Consider the following 17,172-nt stretch of genomic DNA (forward strand, 5'->3'; position numbering starts at 1 on the left):
TTTTTGTTATTTGATTATCATTTTATGACAAAAAAGAGAATTGTATATTAACAAATGATAATTTTTATCGACTAATTCAGTGTGTTATAATCGCCAAAGCACATTCACTAAACGCTTTCAAGGATCTTTTGTCATGGGCTTTCTTAAAAAATATATATTTTTATGCTGCGTCTTTAGTCTGCCCTTTATCTTTGCAAACGCAGGTCTTAGCGAGCCAAAAGCGACCATGGAGGCTAGTAAACAAACCTTTATATATAGTGGTGTTTTAAAAGATGAGACTAAGATGTTTTTGGCTGAAGCAGACCAAGCTAGCAAGATTCCTATAGCTATTACCAAAAGTAACGAGACTAGTATATTAGGAGTAGATTCTACAAATGGCGGTAATAATGTAAACGCAGCTAATAGCCTAGCACCAAAGCAAACTCTAAGCTCAACTACAAACCCGCCTACTTCTACTACCTTAATAAGCCCTGCAAGTAAGCCTAATCTTAATGCTTCAAGCAATATAAATATATTAGAAGGAAACACTCCTGCAACTACTAGTGCCACTGAAGTACTAGATGACCCAAATACTGCTATAGAAGAAAGCCTGCCATCTAACTCAAACTTACTATCAAACACAAAAGATGGCAGCCAAGCTATAGAATCTAAGATAGTCCATGTAAGCTTAGACACTAAAGCAGATTCTATAAACCCAGATAACTTATATGTCGGAGGCCATGTCAGCATAAGCTATAGAGTTTTGCTTTTTAATGACGCTAAGATAATCCACGTAGAGTTTAACCCTAGCCTTGATAACAGCAAGCTTGAAGTCTCAAGTGTCACACCTTTTATAAGGCAAAGTGATGGAAGCTACTTAATAACTTATGTCTTTAAGATAAAGGCTTTAAAAGTAGATATACCACCTTTAAATGTAGTCGTACAAAATGCCATACTTCAAGATAGCATGCAGTCTGATGGGCTAAGCCTTCAAGCAAAAGACTTAAGTGAAAACAAAAAGTTTAGTGGCGTCATAGCAAGCTCACTAAAAGTTAGTAACTTCCAAGTAGAAAGTTATGATGATCTTTATAATATGGGAGTTTTAGAGTTAGAAAGCACTAAGTCGAACTTAGAAGACTTAAAGATCCCGGGCATACAAACTCAAGAGTTCTCACAAAACTCTACTTTTAGCTATCTTAGCTCAGATGGCATAGTGCTGCTTAAGTTTCCAAAAACGCTAGATAAGATAAGCTTTGAGTACTTTAACACTGATGCTAATAGCTTTGAAACTATAAACCTAAGCACTAGCTTTCAAACTATGCAAGCTGATAATGAAAACCTAAGCCCAGTTAATAACAGCTTGTTTCTTGTATATATAATAGTTGCCATCTTAATAGTCATATTTTTAATACTAGCTTTTTGGAGAAAGTCAGTTATCTCTTTAATCATAGCCATCTTGCTAATAGCCTATCTAGTTTATAAGATAGTATTTAATGTAACCAGTGTGACTAACTTGCCAGATGCTAAAGTTTTAATCTTGCCTACATCATCTTCAACAGTTATGAGTGTTATAAGCCAACCTACAAAGCTTGAAGTGCTAGGTCAGACCAAAAACTACTATAAGGTTAATCTGGATAATAAAGTAGGCTGGATTAACAAAGATGATACTAAATAGTAAAAAGATTCTAAAAATATAAACTATAAAAGGAGTACATTAATGTCTAATGCCTCTAGTGCAAGCCCAAAGCCTAAAAAACATCGATTAAGAACTTTACTTGCTTCTTTAACCATAGCCATAGGCTTAGCCATAATCATACTTTTTATAAAGTTTCAAAAAAACAATGGAAGAAGGGCTAGACGCTACTGCTCTTTGTTTTTCCCAATATGTGGCTTTAAGCTAGATAAGCGTGGTGAGTATGACTTGAGTGCAGACCTTATAGTGGTTAATCACCAAAGCCTAGTAGATATCATCTGTCTTGAAGGCGACCATCCTAGAAATATCTGCTGGGTAGCCAAAAAAGAACTAGGTGATATGTTTTTATATGGTCATGCTTTAAAAGCCCCTAAGATGATACTTATAGATAGAGAAGATAAAAAAGGCTTACTTACACTTTTAAAAGTGGCTAAGGAAAAAGTCGCTGAAGGTAGACCACTAGTTATCTTTCCTGAGGGCACAAGAGGTAAAGGAGAAGCTAACCTTTTGCCTTTTAAACCCGGTGCTAAGATGCTAGCTGAAAAGCTAGGCCTAAAAGTCCAGCCTATAATCTTGCTAAATACTAAAAAGGTTTATAACCCTAGTACTTTCTCAAGCCTAACTGACACTGTAAGAATGGTTATCATGCCTTCTTTTACCCCAGTTGCGGGGACTAACTGGTATGAAGACTTAGAAAAAGATATGACTAAAGAGTATCAAAAAAACTACTATGAGCTAAATGGCAAGCCTAACTCCTCTAACTCTTAAACTATAAAAGGTTAACTAAAATTTAAACTAGCAGGCATTATTAGCAGTACTGCTTTATATGTCTATAAATATCTATACTCCTAGCTTTAAAGCCATGCTAAAAGGCTTAGATCCATTGCAAATTAGCTAGCCAACATGGCATTTATAAGAAAACTAGGTTTAAGCATAAGCGGCCTTGTTAAGTTCTCAATAAAACTTAATGTTGAAATTAAAGCTATATAATTAAGCCATTCACAAACTACAAGATAGATCACTCAAAAAGGATTATTTATGAAGCGACTTTTAAGCCTTCTTCTCGTCTCTAGTGCACTTAGCAGTGCGTTGTTTGCTTCGCCAGTAGTTGACCTAGTTAAAAAACAAACTGGGCTTAATGTAAAGGTATTAGATTCTAAGCCTTTAAAAAGTGACAAAGACTTAAGCCTTATCACTTTAAAAGATGAGAAGTCTGGGACTAAAACTCTAGCTATCACAAACAAAGAAGGAAGCCTGCTTTTTGGTTTGAATGACGTCGTTTTTAGTGTTAACAAAGATGACAGTAACCTTATACTAAGTAGCCTTGGGGCTTTAAAGTCTTATAACTCTAATGTCATGGCACAAGCTGGTGTTAAAAGCGTTATAGCCTCACTTCCTAAGCAGTATATTATAACTTTGCCTACTACTAATAAAGCAGCTAGCCATAGTGATATCTATATAGTTTCAGACCCTATGTGCCCTCACTGTCAAGCTGAGCTAAAAGATATACATAATAGACTTAAAGAAGGCAATGTCCATATGATACTAATTGGCTGGTTAAGTGATCAGTCAGCTTATAAGGCAAAAGAGATTTATGATTCTATAAATACCCTAAAAACTGAAAAAGAAAAAATAGCCCTTTTAGATAAGATCTATAACCCAGCCTATAAAGCTAAGCCAAGTGATGTAGGCTTTATAGCGGATATGACTAAAAATCTTACTGGTCCTAATAAAGTACAAGGTGTTCCTTACATCATAAAAGAGGACAACTAGTTTGAACATAGGAGTTTTAGACTATAAAGTCGGCAATGTGGCTAATGTGATGCGTTGCTTAAACTTTATAGATTCTACTAATCATGTAGCCTTAGCTAATGCTAGTAATATAAAAAGCTTTGATAAGTTAATACTTCCGGGAGTAGGTGCTTTTAAAAAAGCCATGGATAATCTAGTTAAAGCTAATCTCTTAGACTTAGTCCTAGAGTATGCTAAAAGCGGAAAGTACATGCTTGGTATCTGCCTTGGTGCCCAGATACTCTTTGAAAAAGGGCATGAGTTTGGTGAGCATGAGGGTTTGGGGCTTTTAAAAGGGGAAGTAAGAAGCTTTAAGTCTTTAGATTCTTTTAAAACTGGGAAGATAAAAGTCCCCCATATAGGGTGGAATAATAGCCATAAAGCTACTAACTCCCCCTTGCTTCATGACTTAAAAGATGAGTTTTATCTCTACTTTGATCATGGCTTTTATATGGACTGTGACAAAAGTGCACTTTTAGCAACTTGTGAGTATGGTGTAAGTTTTGCTTCTGTAGTTGGAAAGGATAATATTTTTGGTATCCAACCCCATCCTGAGAAGTCGCATAACTCTGGCATACAGATTTTAAAAAATTTTTTAAACCTTAAATAGAAAAAAGCTAGCAGAAAGCTTAATGCAAGGAAAGTTTATGAACCCTACCAAAATACTCTTAATAGTCGCTGCGTGCTGCCTTGGCTTAAGTGCCAAAGCTGCCTTAGGCGTTGCAGGAAGTACAAGCGAGCAACAAAACATGCCAGCAGCCAAAAGTGCTTTAACTTTAGATAGCCTAACTAGGGATAATCTTACTTCGCAAAATCTTGCACAAGTTAGCACAGACATCCAAGATAATAGAGATATAGATGATAGTGATTCTATACTTGAGACCTTTAAAAGTCAAAAGGACAGTCCAAATGCCATGTCTTTGCGAGATCTTTTAAAAGGAGTAGATAGCAACCTTTCTTTAGAGGCTAATGAACTACTAGTTAAGCAAGCTAGCAAAGACAAGACTGTAGCCCAGCTTAGTTTTATACCGCGCGTTGATGTTGGCTACTCTTTTGACCAGCAAAATAAAGGCTCGCTAAGCTATCAAACCCAAGCAGCACAAGTTACTGCTTCTGTTAATCTATTTAACGGTTTTGCAGATATTAATAATGTAAGGGCTAAAAATGCCCTTTTAGAAAAAACAGTACAAGACAAGAAGTACTTAAAAGAAAGCCTTTATCTTCAAGTCATACAGCAGTACTATGCCTACTTTACCAACTTTGCTAATGAGACTTCATTAAAACAAAAGCTAAGACAGATAAGAGAAGATATAGATAGGGTTTCTAAGCTTTATGCACAGGGTCTTCAAACTATAGATGATGTGGAATCTTTAAAAGCCCAAGCTAGCCTTACAGAGTATGATATACAAAACGCAGCCCTCTCAGTTGAACAGTCCCGCTTAAATATAAAGTATCTAACTAACAAAGACATGCAGGGGGTTTATGTAGAGCCTATAAAAGACCCTACTTATAAAGTAGAACAAAGGGCAGATATACAGTCTTTGTTTTATCAAAATCAAAACCTTAGCTTTACTAATAAACAACTAAACTACTATCCAACACTAGATTTATCAAACACCTATACTTTTAATATACAAATCCCTAACTACATCACGCAAGCTACGCTTAATAACCCAATCTTTGGTGCAAACTTTGCAACCAACTTAAACACACTTACTTTAACGCTTACTTATAAGCTTTTTGATAAGATTGGTCTTACTATGCAAAAGCAGTCTTTTATGTACTCTTATCTCGCATCTGAAAAACAAATCGCTTATAAGAAGTTAGAACAAAACAAAGATGTAGAGTTTTATAGAAAAAGCATAGAAGTAGCAAGGAATCAGATCCTTAGCTCAAAAGCTGGGCTAGAAAGTGCAAACATATCCTTTGAAAATATAAAAAAGAAATATGATTCTAACCTTATAACTTTTGCTGATTATTTACAAGCCCTTTCAACTAAGTATAGTGCAGAAGCTACTTATGTACAAAGCTTAAATAACTATGAATTACAAAAGGCCAACTATATATTTTATAGCGGGCAAAACCTAGAAGACTACATCAAATAAAGGAATCTCTGATGCGAATATTACTAATAACTTTAATGTGTGCAAGTTTGGCTATGGCAGAGCAAGTCTATGCTATCTTTAATGTGGCTGCTGTGAGGGATTCTAATCTTGCTTTAAACAGTGCTGGCATAGTTGATAAGATAGATGTAGATGTGGGGTCTAAGGTGAAAAAAGGCGATATTTTATTAAGCCTTAACAACAAAGATAAGCTTGCTAATTTAAATGGCGCTAAAAGTCAGTATGACTTTGCAAAAGCCCAGTATGAAAGATACCAAAGAAGTGGAACTGCGGTTGATAAAAACACTTTAGAGCAAAACTACTCTAACTACAAAAACTTAGAAAGTGCTTATAACTACAACATGGCACTTTATAATGACACCATACTTAAAGCACCATTTGATGGAGTTATAGCTTCTAAAAACACTGAACTTGGTAATGGTGTGCAAGGCGTTTCAACCACACTTTTTAGGTTAGTAAGTGACCAAAAAAAGATGATTATCCAATTTGATTCTAAGTATGTAAAAGATGTAAAAGTAGGTGATACCTATAAGTACTCAGTAGATGGAGATGGCAACTTTCATGAAGCTAAGATCTATAAGATCTATCCAACTATAGATGCAAATACTAGAAAAGTTACTGCTGAAGCACTTATTGATGATAATGCCCAGCCCGGACTTTTTGGCGATGGCTATATATTAGTTAAAGATTCTATGAGTTCTAAAGCCTCAATGGCAAATAAAACAGCTACTAAGTAAAGTCTAAGTCATGTATAAGTTTGTCATAACAAGGCCAGTTGCCACCTTAATGTTCGCACTTGCTTTAGTGTTTTTTGGAATCCAGTCTCTTGATAAGATTCCAAAAGCACTATTCCCAGATATAGATATCCCAGTAGTTGTTGTTATAACCACTTATCCGGGAGCAAGCCCAGAGACTGTAGAAACTAAAGTTACAGACAGGATAGAACAAGCTGTTATGGGTATAGATGGGCTAAAAAGCGTTACTTCTAACTCAGCAAGAAACACTAGTATAGTAACCATACAGTTCCAGTTAGATAAGCCAGTAGATGAAGCAGTAAATGACGTTAGAGATAAGGTCTCAACTGTACAGCTTGATAGCGATGTAAACTCGCCTACTATTAGAAAAGTAGACACTGGAAGTACACCTATAGTTTCAGTCTTTATGAGAAGTGACAAGATTCCAGTAACTGAGATGATGAAACATGCTAATAACGTCATAAGCCCTATGCTTCAACGTATAAGTGGGGTTGGTAACGTGCAGATGGCAGGTTATAGGGCTAGACAGATTAAAATCTATCCAGACCCAACTTTAATGAACAAATATGGAATCACCTATCCACAGCTTGCAAGCATCATAGGTAATCAGAACTTAGAAATAGATGGTGGACGCTTAGTCACTACTAAAAAAGACTTTTCAGTTATCACAGATTCTAATGGCTACACAGTACAAGATATAGAAAATATTCGTGTAAAAGATGGCTTAAGACTTAAAGACATAGCACAAGTAAAAGATGACTTACAAGAAGAAAAAACCTTTGCTTCTTTTGATAGAAAGCAAGGAGTTATCTTAGAAGTGCAAAAGATAACCGGGGCTAATGAGATAGCTATAGCAGATGCTGTTTATAAGGCCTTGCCATCCATGCAAGAAGTAAGCCCGGGTTATGATATATCTATATTTAGAGATACTACTACTTATACTAGACACTCTATAAAAGATGTTGAGTTTGACTTAATCCTAGGTGGTATCCTAGCTGTTTTAGTTGTTTTTATATTTTTACGTGACTTTGGTATCACTATAGTTTCAGCCATATCTATACCTGTTTCTATACTAGGTGTCTTTATGCTTTTAAGGATGGTTGGCTATAGTCTTAATATGATGACGCTTATTGCCATAACGCTTGCCATTGGCATCATCATAGATGATGCTATAGTTGTTATAGAAAATATACACAAAAAGCTAGAAAGTGGGATGCGGAAGAGGGAGGCTGCATATGAAGGGGTTAGAGAGATAGGCTTTGCGATAATTGCCATCTCTGCCATGCTTTTATCAGTTTTTATCCCAGTTGGTACTATGTCTGGGATAGTAGGGCGTTTCTTTCAAAGCTTTGGGGTGACTGTAGCTTTGGCTGTTGCTACTAGTTATGTTATAGCTATAACTGTTATACCTATGTTTGCTTCAATCATCATAAGTCCTAAGCCTTCAAAGTTTTATCTATGGACTAAACCTTTCTTTGAAGGCATGGATAGAGGTTATAAAGCCATAGTTACTTGGATAGTAGGTACTAAAAAAAGCATGATCTTAGTAGTAGTAGTTATCTTTGCTATCTTTGGGTCGTCTTTATATGTAGCTAGCACTTTGGGTAATGAGTTCATACTAAAAGAAGATAGAAGTCAGTTTATGATCTATATGAGAAACCCTCCTGGTATTTCAATTACAGATATGAAAAGAAAGGCCATGCTTTTTGAAAGCATAGTTAAGAAAAACCCTTACGTTAAGTACGTAACCGTTCAAGTTGGTCCAGGAACTATACAAAGTGTGTTTGTAGCTAGCTTATATGTATCTTTAAAGCCTTATGAAGAAAGGAAGCATATAAAAGGGGCGGGTGAGTTTGAGATAATGGATCAAGTAGCTAAAGAGATAAGGGCACAGCCTGATGCAAAAGGCATGCTTATAGCTCCAGCTGAAGTGCCACTAGTTGGAGGAGGAAGCGATAACTCTCCTTTCCAAGTAGTAGTATTTGCGCCTACTGAAGACATCATGCAAAAAAGTGTTAAGCAGCTAAGTGAGTTTATGAAAAATGACCCAGCCCTTAAAGGCAAGATGGAAAACTTCCACCTTTCAACTTCAGACTATCAGCCTGAATATAGAATCCATGTCATTAAGTCAATTGCCGCAAAGTATGGAATCACAGCACAAGACATAGGTCAAGCTATAGGAGCAGCCTTCTCTGGAGAGACACGTATAGCCTACTTTAAAGAAGCTGGCAAAGAGTATGATATAACTATGAGAGTGCCTGATGATAAGCGCTACACTCCTGAAGACATAAGAAGGCTTCAAGTAAGAAGTAGCGATGGTAACTTGCTTTTCTTAGATGGACTAGTAACTATTACTGAGCAAACTTCACCAAGTACTATTAATAGGTATGCTAGACAAAGAAGTATCACAGTAGCTGCCACTCCGGCTAATGGCATGAGCTTAGGTGGGATGATAAAGATAGTCCAAGATAATACCGATAAGTGGCTAGCACCAAGTGCGGGCTATGCCTTTTTAGGGCAGGCGGATAACCAGTCTGAAGCATCCCAAGCCTTTGGTACTGCTATAACTATGGCATTCATACTTATATATCTAATCTTAGCTGCCCTTTATGAAAGCTTCTTGCTTCCTATAGTTATCATGATAACTATGCCTTTAAGCTTTGCGGGGGCATTCTTTGCTATTAAGATCTCAGGTACTGCTATGAGTATGTTTTCTACCATGGGGCTTATCCTTCTTATAGGTATGGTTGGAAAGAATGCAACCTTACTAGTAGATATAGCTAATGAAAAACGGAAAGAGGGTATGGATAGCAGGGAAGCTATCATCTTTGCGGGTAGTGAAAGGCTACGGCCGATTTTGATGACGACTATAGCTATGGTGGCAGGTATGCTGCCGCTTGTCTTTGCTGGAGGGGAAGGAAGTGCTATGAAGCAGCCTATAGGGCTAGCTATGGTCGGTGGGCTTATATTAAGTATGCTTTTAAGCTTACTTGTAATCCCAGTGTTTTATAGGATAGTAGCGCCAATAGATGACAAGATTAAAAGATTCTATAAAGCTAAAAAAGAAGATAAGTTCTAAAAGAGCTGCTTTTAAGCCTTGCTTAGCTTGCAAGGCTAGCTTTGGCATTTGACAAACAAGCTTTTTAGAGTGTAGGCTTTTTTATAAGGCAGGCTTTTAAAAGTATAGATTTTTAACTTAGTCTTTGCAGCCTTTACCTTTTTTTAGATTATCCCCTTTTTTTACCTTTTTATTTTTTTTATTCTTTCCCATCTTGCAAATATTCTTCCTCTTCTTATTCTTCACCCCTCTTTATTCTTTTTGACTTCTTTAGAGGCTTAAGGCTGCTTTAGTGTGCTTTATCTCATGTTGTTTTAAACATTAAAGTTTTGATTATCCTTTGATTTTTTATCTTTTATAGACTTTGTTTTAGTACTCTAACTCTTTTATGGAATCTATATCTTACAAAAATGCTTAGTTTTTGCATCTTTTACACCTTTTAAGCCTTTCTTGTTGTAATTTCTTTACAGTTTTTAAAGTCTCTTATGAAATAGTTGATTTTTAGTTACTAGTAGTAACTTTATATTATTATATATGTATGGATTCTATACGTGTTAATTTTTCTATCTAGGCTAATCTAGGTTGGTTAAAAGGCTAAATGTCACTTTTCACTACTAGGAATCAAATAAATATAATTTATTTGTGTTTTTTATACGCATATTAAAAAAGTTTGATGAATATATCATTTTTAGTTTCGCCTTTAAAACTTAGGAGTTTATTATGATAGAAAAAAATAGTTGTGATATAAAACAATATATGTGTTTTGGTGTGGCTGGTAACTTTGCTGGTCACTTAGAGCAAGCTGGAGAAGCAAGTGATTTTCATAATGTCAAAGCAGATGAAGAAGGAGCACCTAAGGGGATCTTTCCTTTTTATATACCGGGGTCAAAGGACTTTTTAGGTAGATACTGCATAGATAATCAAAAAGTAGTACTCCCAGAAGACCCAAAAGCTGAAGTACAAGCTGAGCCAGAGATAGCCTTAGAGTGTGAAGTGGTCTATGAAGATGGCAAGATTAAAACTTTAGTTCCAAAATATTTTATGGCATTTGATGATACATCTGTTAGAAATGATAAAAATGCAACCAAAATCTCCCAAAAGAAAAACTTTTCTATCGCTTCAAAAGGTATGGGCAACAAAAAGATAAAGATAGATAAGTTTAGTAAAGGTGGCATCTGTGATAACTACTCTATAACTGCGTTTTTGATAAGTGATGGCGTTGTGCATCAGTATGGTGAAAATAGCGAGATAGCAAGCTATAGCTACTTTTATGAAAAGCTAATAGACTGGATAGTTAAAAAGCTTAACACCCAGCAAGACTTTTCAGTTTTAGAAAATCTAAGTGAGATTATCAAAAATGCCTCTTGCCCTAAGCACATAGTAGTTGCAATTGGTGCTACTAGATATACTCACTTAGGCGAGACTAGATTTTTAAAAGATGGCGATGAGATATGCATCATCACTTATGACCATACTAAAAACAGCTTTGAAGATATAAAAAATAAGATTAAAGACCCTAACTTTGATCTAGAAGGTGCATCTATCGTTAGACAAAAGATATTAAAAGCTTAGTGATATTTAATATCCCCCCTTTATTCTTTCTTGCTTTATGGGTGCTATCTTGTATTAGTTCTTAATCCTAGCAGGGGGAGTAAGGGGGTGAGTTATTTGTAAGTGCTTAGATATTTTTAGATTCCACTAAACTAGAAAAGTTTTTAAATATTTGCTTACCACGCCAGTCTCAAGGACCTCCTAGAGCGCGACATAAATAGATTTTACAAAACTGTAGAATCTAAAAAATTAGCATCAAATTATTTTTCAAAGCAACTTTTTATTGATAAGCAAAATTAAGTTTCTTTGAAAAATATATCGTGCTAGAATCCGCTCTAAACACAAACTAGGAGAATGTAATGTTGGTTTATAGTAGATACATACTACTAGCTATACTAGTTTTTGGCTTAAGTATCATGGGTGCAAATGCCGCTAAGCTACCTACTTCACCAACCCCATCTACAAGCTTATCTCAGAGTATAAGTTCAAGGTTTTTCTTAGGTGGTGGATTTGATGTTGGTTCTGGGTTCTTTGGTGATTTTAACTCTAGGTCCTATGCAGAGCTAGGTATAAATCTAAAAGCTGGTATAGGTAACTTTATAGAGCTTAAATATAGCACTATAGGGCTTTTAGCCAGCCTTAACCTTGGCATAGATACTGATGCAATCCATCCTTATAGTAGTCCTTACTATAGCTTAAAAGCTGGGGTTAACTTTGACCTTACGCAAGCTTTTAGACTAGGAAGCTACTTTAAGCTAGGATATATAATAGGGGCTGGAATCTATGCTAGGCAGAATATAACCGAAAGATGCAATAGCGGGGATTACTTAGAAGGAGGATTATGCGTTTCAAAAGAAACAGATACGTGTCAAAGTACAATAGTGGCGTGCCCTGCCGTTTATGTAGAGCATTTTCCACGTTCTAGTATAAAAGATAAATCTTGGAGTTTGCCTCTTGATACTAGGGTTGGAGTTATAGGATTTTTTGGAGAGAATCAAAGCTTATCTATCCTATGGCAACACTATTTTAGTAGCGGCTATATCCTAACTAATGATTATATGAATGCTAGTTATACGTACTATTTTGGTAAGCGTAGTTTTGGATTCTAAAGATGTTAATGCTACACACTCTTATTAGTCCCAATAAAGTTTCTATTTAACTCTAAAGCACAAGCTAGCACGCTAAAGCTCCCACTAGCTGGGTCTAGTACCAACTCGCCTTCTTTAGTACAAGCTTTTATAAGAGCTTTTTGCAAGCCTTTTGGCTTAGTGTGGGGGTGTAGTTTTAGATCACTAGCTGCTATCTTTTCACTCCAAACATCTCTTATATCTCTCAAGGTCCAAGTGCCTTTAGCAACCTTAGGAGTTTTTTGAAGCACTAGTAAGTACTCACTTTGCTTTCTAGTCCTATAGCCCATGCCCATCTTTTGTTTATCCCAAGTGATTAGGTCAACTATATTTAGCTTAGTGTCTTCTAGCCAAGGGTGTACGCCCTCACAAAGATGAAACTTATCTATCCAAAGCATAAGATAGCTACTTGGCTTTAAAACTCTAGATATCTCTTTTATAAAAGCCTTGATAGTAGACTCATCCATCTGCAAAAGCTTCACTCTTTCTTTTTGCCTTTCTCCTTCGTTGCCATACTTCATCTTTTCTAGCACACCTCTATACTGAGGATCAAAAAAGCAAAGATTGATACTTTCATCTTCAAGTCTTGCCATGAGTTCTAATCCACAGATATCTAACTTTTGGTTTAGTATATCTTCTGGCTTTGTGGTGTTAGCTAGGCTTAGCATAAAGGCTCTTCAAAAAGTAAAAGTGCACTTTTAAGATTCCACTTACTTAGGTCTTGATTAAAAGAAGTGGCTTTATAAAACATGGATTTATAGCTTTTTAGATTAGTTAGATTCCAAGTATTAAGAGGCTGATTAAAGCTAGTGGCTTCTTGAAACATCCCACCCATATCCTTAACCTTGCTTACATCCCACTTATCTAAAGGCTGATTAAAACTCCTAGCCCCCTTAAACATCCAGTGCATATCATATACATTGCTAACATCTAAGCTATTAAGTGCTTCATTAAAGTGTGCTGCATTATGAAACATCCCACCCATATTTGTAACATTACTCACATCCCAAGATTCTATACCCTTAAAGTTAGTGCGTTTGCTATTTTCAAAAAGATAAGACATATCTGTGATTAAGCTAGTGTCTATATCGTCTAGATTAATATGCTGGTTATTAACTAGTTTTTTAAGCTCAGCAGTTGTGCTTGGCTTATAGGTTTTTAGAGGGGGTTGAAGTTTGGTTGATTTAGTTTGCAGTAAGTTGTTATCTGCTAGCACTAAAGGTTGATGACAGTTTTTAGAAGTTTTGCATCTATCTAGTCTTTTTTGTAAGGCTTTTTTTATATCTAGTGCATTAGGACTAGCTTGCGTGTAGTGGACTTCAGCTTTGAAGTAATTAGCATCATCAAACATGGTGACTCCCTTTTACAATGTGCCTTTTTATAAAACTAGCATATCCAAAAAGCTTTCTTTAGTCTAAGTTTGAAAGGGGCTTGGTTGGTATTTTTAACTCAAAGTATTTCTTTTTTATATTATTAGCACTTAAAAAGCCATTATGTGCTTTTAATATCTGCTCGCTTAAAGCAAGCCCAAGCCCATGACCCTTTAGCTTGGTGGTTTTAAAGGCCTCAAAAAGTGAGGCTAGGTCTTCTATATCTTTGCCATTGTCATAGATTCTAAACACATAAAAGCCATTTTCTTCAAAAAGCTCTATATTTACCTCGCCTACTCTTTGACCAGATTCTATCTCCTCGCACTCTTCTATTGCATCTATGGCGTTGCAGATTAGATTCTGCAGGGCTATCTCAAAAAGGGAGATATCAACTTGTATTTGTTCTATCTCATTTAGATTAAAGCTAAAGTTTATATTTTTACTATAGGCATATTCATTAATGATGGTTTGCATCTGGGCTTGCAAATCTTTAACTAAGCAAGGCTTTATGTTGGCTTGTACACCTTTTGAAAAAAGTAGAGTGCTTTTGATTATCCTCTCAACCCTCCAGATGGACTTTTTCATCTCTTCTACTATCTTAGCGCTATTGCTATCTACTCTTTTTTCTAGCACGCTTGCCAAAAGGGAGATAGAGCCTATGGGGTTTCTTATCTCATGGGCTAGGTGGGCACTAACTTGCCCCATACTAGCTAGCCTTTCTTGGCGTTTTTGTTCAGTGATATTAGTAGCAGTGATGATGACTTTGTTTGAAACGCGTGAGCTTTGTAAAAGATAGATACTAGAATCTAGCTTTATCTCGCTTTCAGATTCTAAGTTAAAATCCATGCTTGAAAGCTGCTTTAAGCTAGCTGCTTTTTTGTTTTGGTAAAAAAGACTGCCATCGTCTTCATTAAAAACTAGGACTGCTTGGGGGATCATCTCTAAGACTAACTCTATTAAGGCTTTAAAGTCTTTAAACTCTTTTTCTACTTTGTAACTTTGGAGGATGAACTCATTTAAGAGTTTTAAAAGAGATTCTGTATCTCCAAGATCTAGTGTGCTTAGGTCTGAAAGTGGGGAGCTTTCAGTGCCTTCTTGTGGGCGTTTGTTAGAATCTTGTGTAATAGAATCTTGTTTGTTAGAAGGCATTAGCTAAGTTTTTCTTTGTCTTTTAGGAAGTTAAAAAGTAACTCGCTATAGCCAAAACTACCACTTAGCTCTTTAGCTAACTGGTCTTTAAACATAGACTGATAGATCTCACTTCCGGGCTGTTTTGGATAGAGGGGATTATCAAGGCTTAAAGATATATCAAGAAGTTGCTTTATAAAAAGTGCTTCAAAGTTATCAGTTTGTGCCCTCAAAGCCTTGTCGTTGTTATCTAGCTTTTTTGACTTTAAGCTTTCTATCAACTCTTTGCTTTTAGCGGTGCTTAGGGAGTTTAGTGCGTTTGTTTGATCTAGCATCATGATATATCCTTAAAGTTTAGATTCTATAGTACTTCTATGTTGGCAGCTATGGCGCCACTTTTTTTCATAGTCTCTAGTATGCTTATGATGTTTGCTGGTGTTGCGCCCATCTTTTGCAAGGCTCTAACTACGCTTGATACGGTTGGATTAAGCCCATTACTGCTTAGGGTTTTAGTCTCAGTGTTTAGATTCATAGAATCTACTTTTTCACCACCACTTTTTGCAAAGTCTTTTGTTATTTTAAGAGTTAAGTTGCCATGTGTTAAAACTATAGGCTGCACGTAGATATCAAGACCTGCTATTATCGTGCCTGATTTTTCATCAACTACGATTTTTTCGCGTGAAGTATAGTCTATATTTATCTCTTGCACTAAGGCTAAAAACTCAACCATACTTAGATTGCTAGGCTTTATAAGCTTTATAGTTCTAGAATCTAGGGCAGTTGCAGTGCTTGGAGTAAAGGTCTTATTGATAATGTTTTGGATTCTAATGGCGTTTTGAAAGTTGGCTGCATTAAGACTTAAAGTAGCCTCGGTTTTATTACTTAAAGTGTAAGGTACTTCTCTTTCAACGCTTGCCCCACCAACTATGGTTCCACTTAGGGCGTTGTCTCCTTCACCTACTATAACGCTTCCTTGTGCAAGGGCGTATATCTGACCATCTACTGCACTAAGAGGAGTCATTATAAGAGTGCCCCCACTTAAAGACTTAGCATCGCCAATACTTGAGACTTTAACATCTAGTTTATCGCCTTCCCTTGCAAAGCTATTAAGATTAGCAGTTATCATAACAGCTGCTACGTTTTTAGACTTTATGTCATTTGGATTGACTTTAACACTCATATTTTCTAGCATATTTGAAATTGACTGCATGGTAAACTTTGAGCCGCTTTTATCGCCTGTGCCATTAAGCCCTATAACTAGACCATAGCCTATAAGCTGGTTGCTTCTAACGCCTACTATGCTTGATATATCGCCTATCTTATCAGCTTTCAAAAAGCTTAAGGCGACAAGTAGGGCGCATAAAACTTTGAATACCTTCATGACTTAAATCCTTTTAAATTCCCTGAACTGCATTTTTAGTTGCCTTTGCTTAGTTGGTGAAAAGCAAAAGATATTCCATAGGGTTTGTGAGACATGCGTAGGGCTTGGAGTTTTAAAAAGTCTAGGGGTTTTTGGCTATAGAATCTTTTTTAGATTCTATACAGCATTATAAATTTTTATGAGTTGCTTGATATGCCTATCCAGTAGATGATAGAAAGCACTAAAACAACGAAGAATATGTTTTTTGCCCTTGCAAACTGCTTGCTTCTAGGCTCTTTGTTTCTTTGCTTTTTTCTTATGATCGCAGTAACTATCCAATATATTAAAAAAAGCACTAAACATACTACTACAAGCACTTCTACTATCGTCCAAAGTTCCATTTTCCATCCTTTTAGTAAGCGTAGCATCACTACTAACCTAAGTCCTTGCTAGCTTCTAAAAGGCTTTGATAAATACGTGTGCTTGCGAGGGCGTGCATGGTTTTAAAGTGTGATAGATATATAAAAATTAAAAGTGAGATTATAAGATATTTAGGTGTAAAACTATAAAAAACATGGGGTATGAAGCTAAGTAATTGGCATATTAAGCACAAATATGACAGATATAGCAAAGTTTAAAGTAAAAATTTAAAAAACTAGGGCTAAAGATAAGTATGTGTTATCATAGAAAAATATTAATAAGGAGAGAATAATGGGTTGGGTATTATTACTTACTGGTGGACTTGCAGGGCTTTTTCACTCTATAGGAAAAAATCCACCTTCTGAAAAAGAGCTAAATGATTGGTATAACAAAAGTCTTTTAAATAAGCAAAGATATAAAAAGATGTCTCCTAAAGAAAAAAGAGATTATCAATTTGCTCTCTTAGGCATACACACCAAAAGAGCTAAGATTATACTTGGTGTTATCTGCTGGAGTGTCATAATCATAGTACTAGGATTATTAATAGCTTTTTAGTTACATCAAACAGATGCTAGATTAAAAGAGCTGCAGTATAAAGAAAAGCTAGGTAAGCTTATAGATGTAGAAGAGATAGCTAAAATCTTAGAAGATACTAGCAGTGTAGTAAGTAATAAGCTTTATACTTTAAGCCATATGTTAAAAAGAGATGAAGGCATAGATGAAAGGCTAGTAAATATTATAGATAACTTTATGGATGCAGTGCTAAAAGAACTAAAAGATCCTAAAGAGTATGAGATTAAAGCAGCTCAGGCTAATG

The 17,172-nt window shown here is 35.8% G+C and carries 16 protein-coding genes; 10 read left to right on the forward strand and 6 right to left on the reverse strand.

Annotated features, from left to right (window positions below; genetic code table 11):
• The first annotated feature begins 133 nt into the window (after positions 1 to 133).
• From BKH40_RS07455 to BKH40_RS07495, 9 genes are all read left to right on the forward strand, one after another.
• Positions 134 to 1,654, forward strand: a complete 1,521-nt coding sequence (locus BKH40_RS07455; RefSeq protein ID WP_095278307.1) for an SH3 domain-containing protein — start codon at positions 134 to 136, stop codon at positions 1,652 to 1,654.
• Positions 1,655 to 1,696: 42 nt separating this feature from the next.
• Positions 1,697 to 2,440, forward strand: coding sequence for a lysophospholipid acyltransferase family protein (locus BKH40_RS07460; protein ID WP_095278309.1), 744 nt, complete (start codon positions 1,697 to 1,699; stop codon positions 2,438 to 2,440).
• A 270-nt stretch (positions 2,441 to 2,710) separates the two neighbouring features.
• Positions 2,711 to 3,445: a hypothetical protein gene (locus BKH40_RS07465; protein ID WP_095278310.1), complete on the forward strand. Its 735-nt coding sequence runs from the start codon at positions 2,711 to 2,713 to the stop codon at positions 3,443 to 3,445.
• A 1-nt stretch (position 3,446) separates the two neighbouring features.
• Positions 3,447 to 4,073 carry an imidazole glycerol phosphate synthase subunit HisH gene (gene hisH / locus BKH40_RS07470; protein ID WP_095278312.1) on the forward strand — a complete coding sequence of 209 codons (627 nt, stop codon included), beginning with the start codon at positions 3,447 to 3,449 and terminating at the stop codon, positions 4,071 to 4,073.
• 37 nt (positions 4,074 to 4,110) lie between these two features.
• Positions 4,111 to 5,568, forward strand: a complete 1,458-nt coding sequence (locus BKH40_RS07475) for a TolC family protein (RefSeq protein ID WP_180675162.1) — start codon at positions 4,111 to 4,113, stop codon at positions 5,566 to 5,568.
• A gap of 11 nt (positions 5,569 to 5,579) precedes the next feature.
• Entirely contained in the window at positions 5,580 to 6,323 is a 744-nt protein-coding gene (locus tag BKH40_RS07480; RefSeq protein WP_095278315.1) for an efflux RND transporter periplasmic adaptor subunit, read from the forward strand.
• A gap of 10 nt (positions 6,324 to 6,333) precedes the next feature.
• Complete coding sequence (locus BKH40_RS07485; protein WP_095278317.1) at positions 6,334 to 9,420, forward strand: efflux RND transporter permease subunit; 3,087 nt, start codon at positions 6,334 to 6,336, stop codon at positions 9,418 to 9,420.
• Between the two features lie 723 nt (positions 9,421 to 10,143).
• A complete protein-coding gene (locus BKH40_RS07490; protein ID WP_095278332.1) occupies positions 10,144 to 10,971 on the forward strand; it encodes a DUF5718 family protein in 828 nt (275 codons plus the stop codon).
• 338 nt (positions 10,972 to 11,309) lie between these two features.
• Complete coding sequence (locus BKH40_RS07495) at positions 11,310 to 12,059, forward strand: hypothetical protein (RefSeq protein WP_095278318.1); 750 nt, start codon at positions 11,310 to 11,312, stop codon at positions 12,057 to 12,059.
• Positions 12,060 to 12,070: 11 nt separating this feature from the next.
• On the opposite strand, the gene BKH40_RS07500 is transcribed toward BKH40_RS07495, so the two are convergent.
• The 6 genes from BKH40_RS07500 to BKH40_RS07525 all read right to left on the reverse strand — a co-directional run bounded on the left by BKH40_RS07500 (position 12,071) and on the right by BKH40_RS07525 (position 16,336).
• The gene (locus BKH40_RS07500; RefSeq protein WP_095278320.1) at positions 12,071 to 12,745 is read right to left on the reverse strand and encodes a site-specific DNA-methyltransferase; all 675 of its coding nucleotides are present in this window, start codon (positions 12,743 to 12,745) and stop codon (positions 12,071 to 12,073) included.
• Positions 12,739 to 13,428, reverse strand: coding sequence for a BspA family leucine-rich repeat surface protein (locus BKH40_RS07505; protein WP_095278322.1), 690 nt, complete (start codon positions 13,426 to 13,428; stop codon positions 12,739 to 12,741). The genes BKH40_RS07500 and BKH40_RS07505 overlap by 7 nt, the downstream gene beginning before the upstream one ends.
• Positions 13,429 to 13,486: 58 nt before the next feature.
• Positions 13,487 to 14,596, reverse strand: coding sequence for an ATP-binding protein (locus BKH40_RS07510; RefSeq protein ID WP_095278324.1), 1,110 nt, complete (start codon positions 14,594 to 14,596; stop codon positions 13,487 to 13,489).
• Positions 14,596 to 14,910 carry a hypothetical protein gene (locus BKH40_RS07515; RefSeq protein WP_180675163.1) on the reverse strand — a complete coding sequence of 105 codons (315 nt, stop codon included), beginning with the start codon at positions 14,908 to 14,910 and terminating at the stop codon, positions 14,596 to 14,598. The genes BKH40_RS07510 and BKH40_RS07515 overlap by 1 nt, the downstream gene beginning before the upstream one ends.
• A gap of 26 nt (positions 14,911 to 14,936) precedes the next feature.
• On the reverse strand, positions 14,937 to 15,956 hold the full coding sequence (locus BKH40_RS07520) for a flagellar basal body P-ring protein FlgI (protein WP_095278327.1): 1,020 nt from the start codon (positions 15,954 to 15,956) through the stop codon (positions 14,937 to 14,939).
• A gap of 176 nt (positions 15,957 to 16,132) precedes the next feature.
• Positions 16,133 to 16,336, reverse strand: coding sequence for a hypothetical protein (locus tag BKH40_RS07525; protein WP_095278329.1), 204 nt, complete (start codon positions 16,334 to 16,336; stop codon positions 16,133 to 16,135).
• A 310-nt stretch (positions 16,337 to 16,646) separates the two neighbouring features.
• Here BKH40_RS07525 and BKH40_RS07530 point away from each other — a divergent pair, with 310 nt between their 5' ends.
• On the forward strand, positions 16,647 to 16,910 hold the full coding sequence (locus tag BKH40_RS07530; RefSeq protein ID WP_095278331.1) for a hypothetical protein: 264 nt from the start codon (positions 16,647 to 16,649) through the stop codon (positions 16,908 to 16,910).
• The last annotated feature ends 262 nt before the right edge of the window (positions 16,911 to 17,172 follow it).

The sequence above is a fragment of the Helicobacter sp. 11S02629-2 genome, assembly GCF_002272875.1.
Lineage (GTDB): Bacteria > Campylobacterota > Campylobacteria > Campylobacterales > Helicobacteraceae > Helicobacter_I.

Excerpts from the sequence above, each read along its gene's own strand:
- BKH40_RS07455 (WP_095278307.1), top strand. The coding sequence starts at position 134 with ATGGGCTTTCTTAAAAAATATATATTTTTATGCTGCGTCTTTAGTCTG.
- BKH40_RS07460 (WP_095278309.1), top strand. The coding sequence starts at position 1,697 with ATGTCTAATGCCTCTAGTGCAAGCCCAAAGCCTAAAAAACATCGATTA.
- BKH40_RS07465 (WP_095278310.1), top strand. The coding sequence starts at position 2,711 with ATGAAGCGACTTTTAAGCCTTCTTCTCGTCTCTAGTGCACTTAGCAGT.
- BKH40_RS07475 (WP_180675162.1), top strand. The coding sequence starts at position 4,111 with ATGAACCCTACCAAAATACTCTTAATAGTCGCTGCGTGCTGCCTTGGC.
- BKH40_RS07480 (WP_095278315.1), top strand. The coding sequence starts at position 5,580 with ATGCGAATATTACTAATAACTTTAATGTGTGCAAGTTTGGCTATGGCA.
- BKH40_RS07485 (WP_095278317.1), top strand. The coding sequence starts at position 6,334 with ATGTATAAGTTTGTCATAACAAGGCCAGTTGCCACCTTAATGTTCGCA.
- BKH40_RS07495 (WP_095278318.1), top strand. The coding sequence starts at position 11,310 with ATGTTGGTTTATAGTAGATACATACTACTAGCTATACTAGTTTTTGGC.
- BKH40_RS07500 (WP_095278320.1), bottom strand. The coding sequence starts at position 12,745 with ATGCTAAGCCTAGCTAACACCACAAAGCCAGAAGATATACTAAACCAA.
- BKH40_RS07505 (WP_095278322.1), bottom strand. The coding sequence starts at position 13,428 with ATGTTTGATGATGCTAATTACTTCAAAGCTGAAGTCCACTACACGCAA.
- BKH40_RS07510 (WP_095278324.1), bottom strand. The coding sequence starts at position 14,596 with ATGCCTTCTAACAAACAAGATTCTATTACACAAGATTCTAACAAACGC.
- BKH40_RS07515 (WP_180675163.1), bottom strand. The coding sequence starts at position 14,910 with ATGCTAGATCAAACAAACGCACTAAACTCCCTAAGCACCGCTAAAAGC.
- BKH40_RS07520 (WP_095278327.1), bottom strand. The coding sequence starts at position 15,956 with ATGAAGGTATTCAAAGTTTTATGCGCCCTACTTGTCGCCTTAAGCTTT.
- BKH40_RS07525 (WP_095278329.1), bottom strand. The coding sequence starts at position 16,336 with ATGGAACTTTGGACGATAGTAGAAGTGCTTGTAGTAGTATGTTTAGTG.
- BKH40_RS07530 (WP_095278331.1), top strand. The coding sequence starts at position 16,647 with ATGGGTTGGGTATTATTACTTACTGGTGGACTTGCAGGGCTTTTTCAC.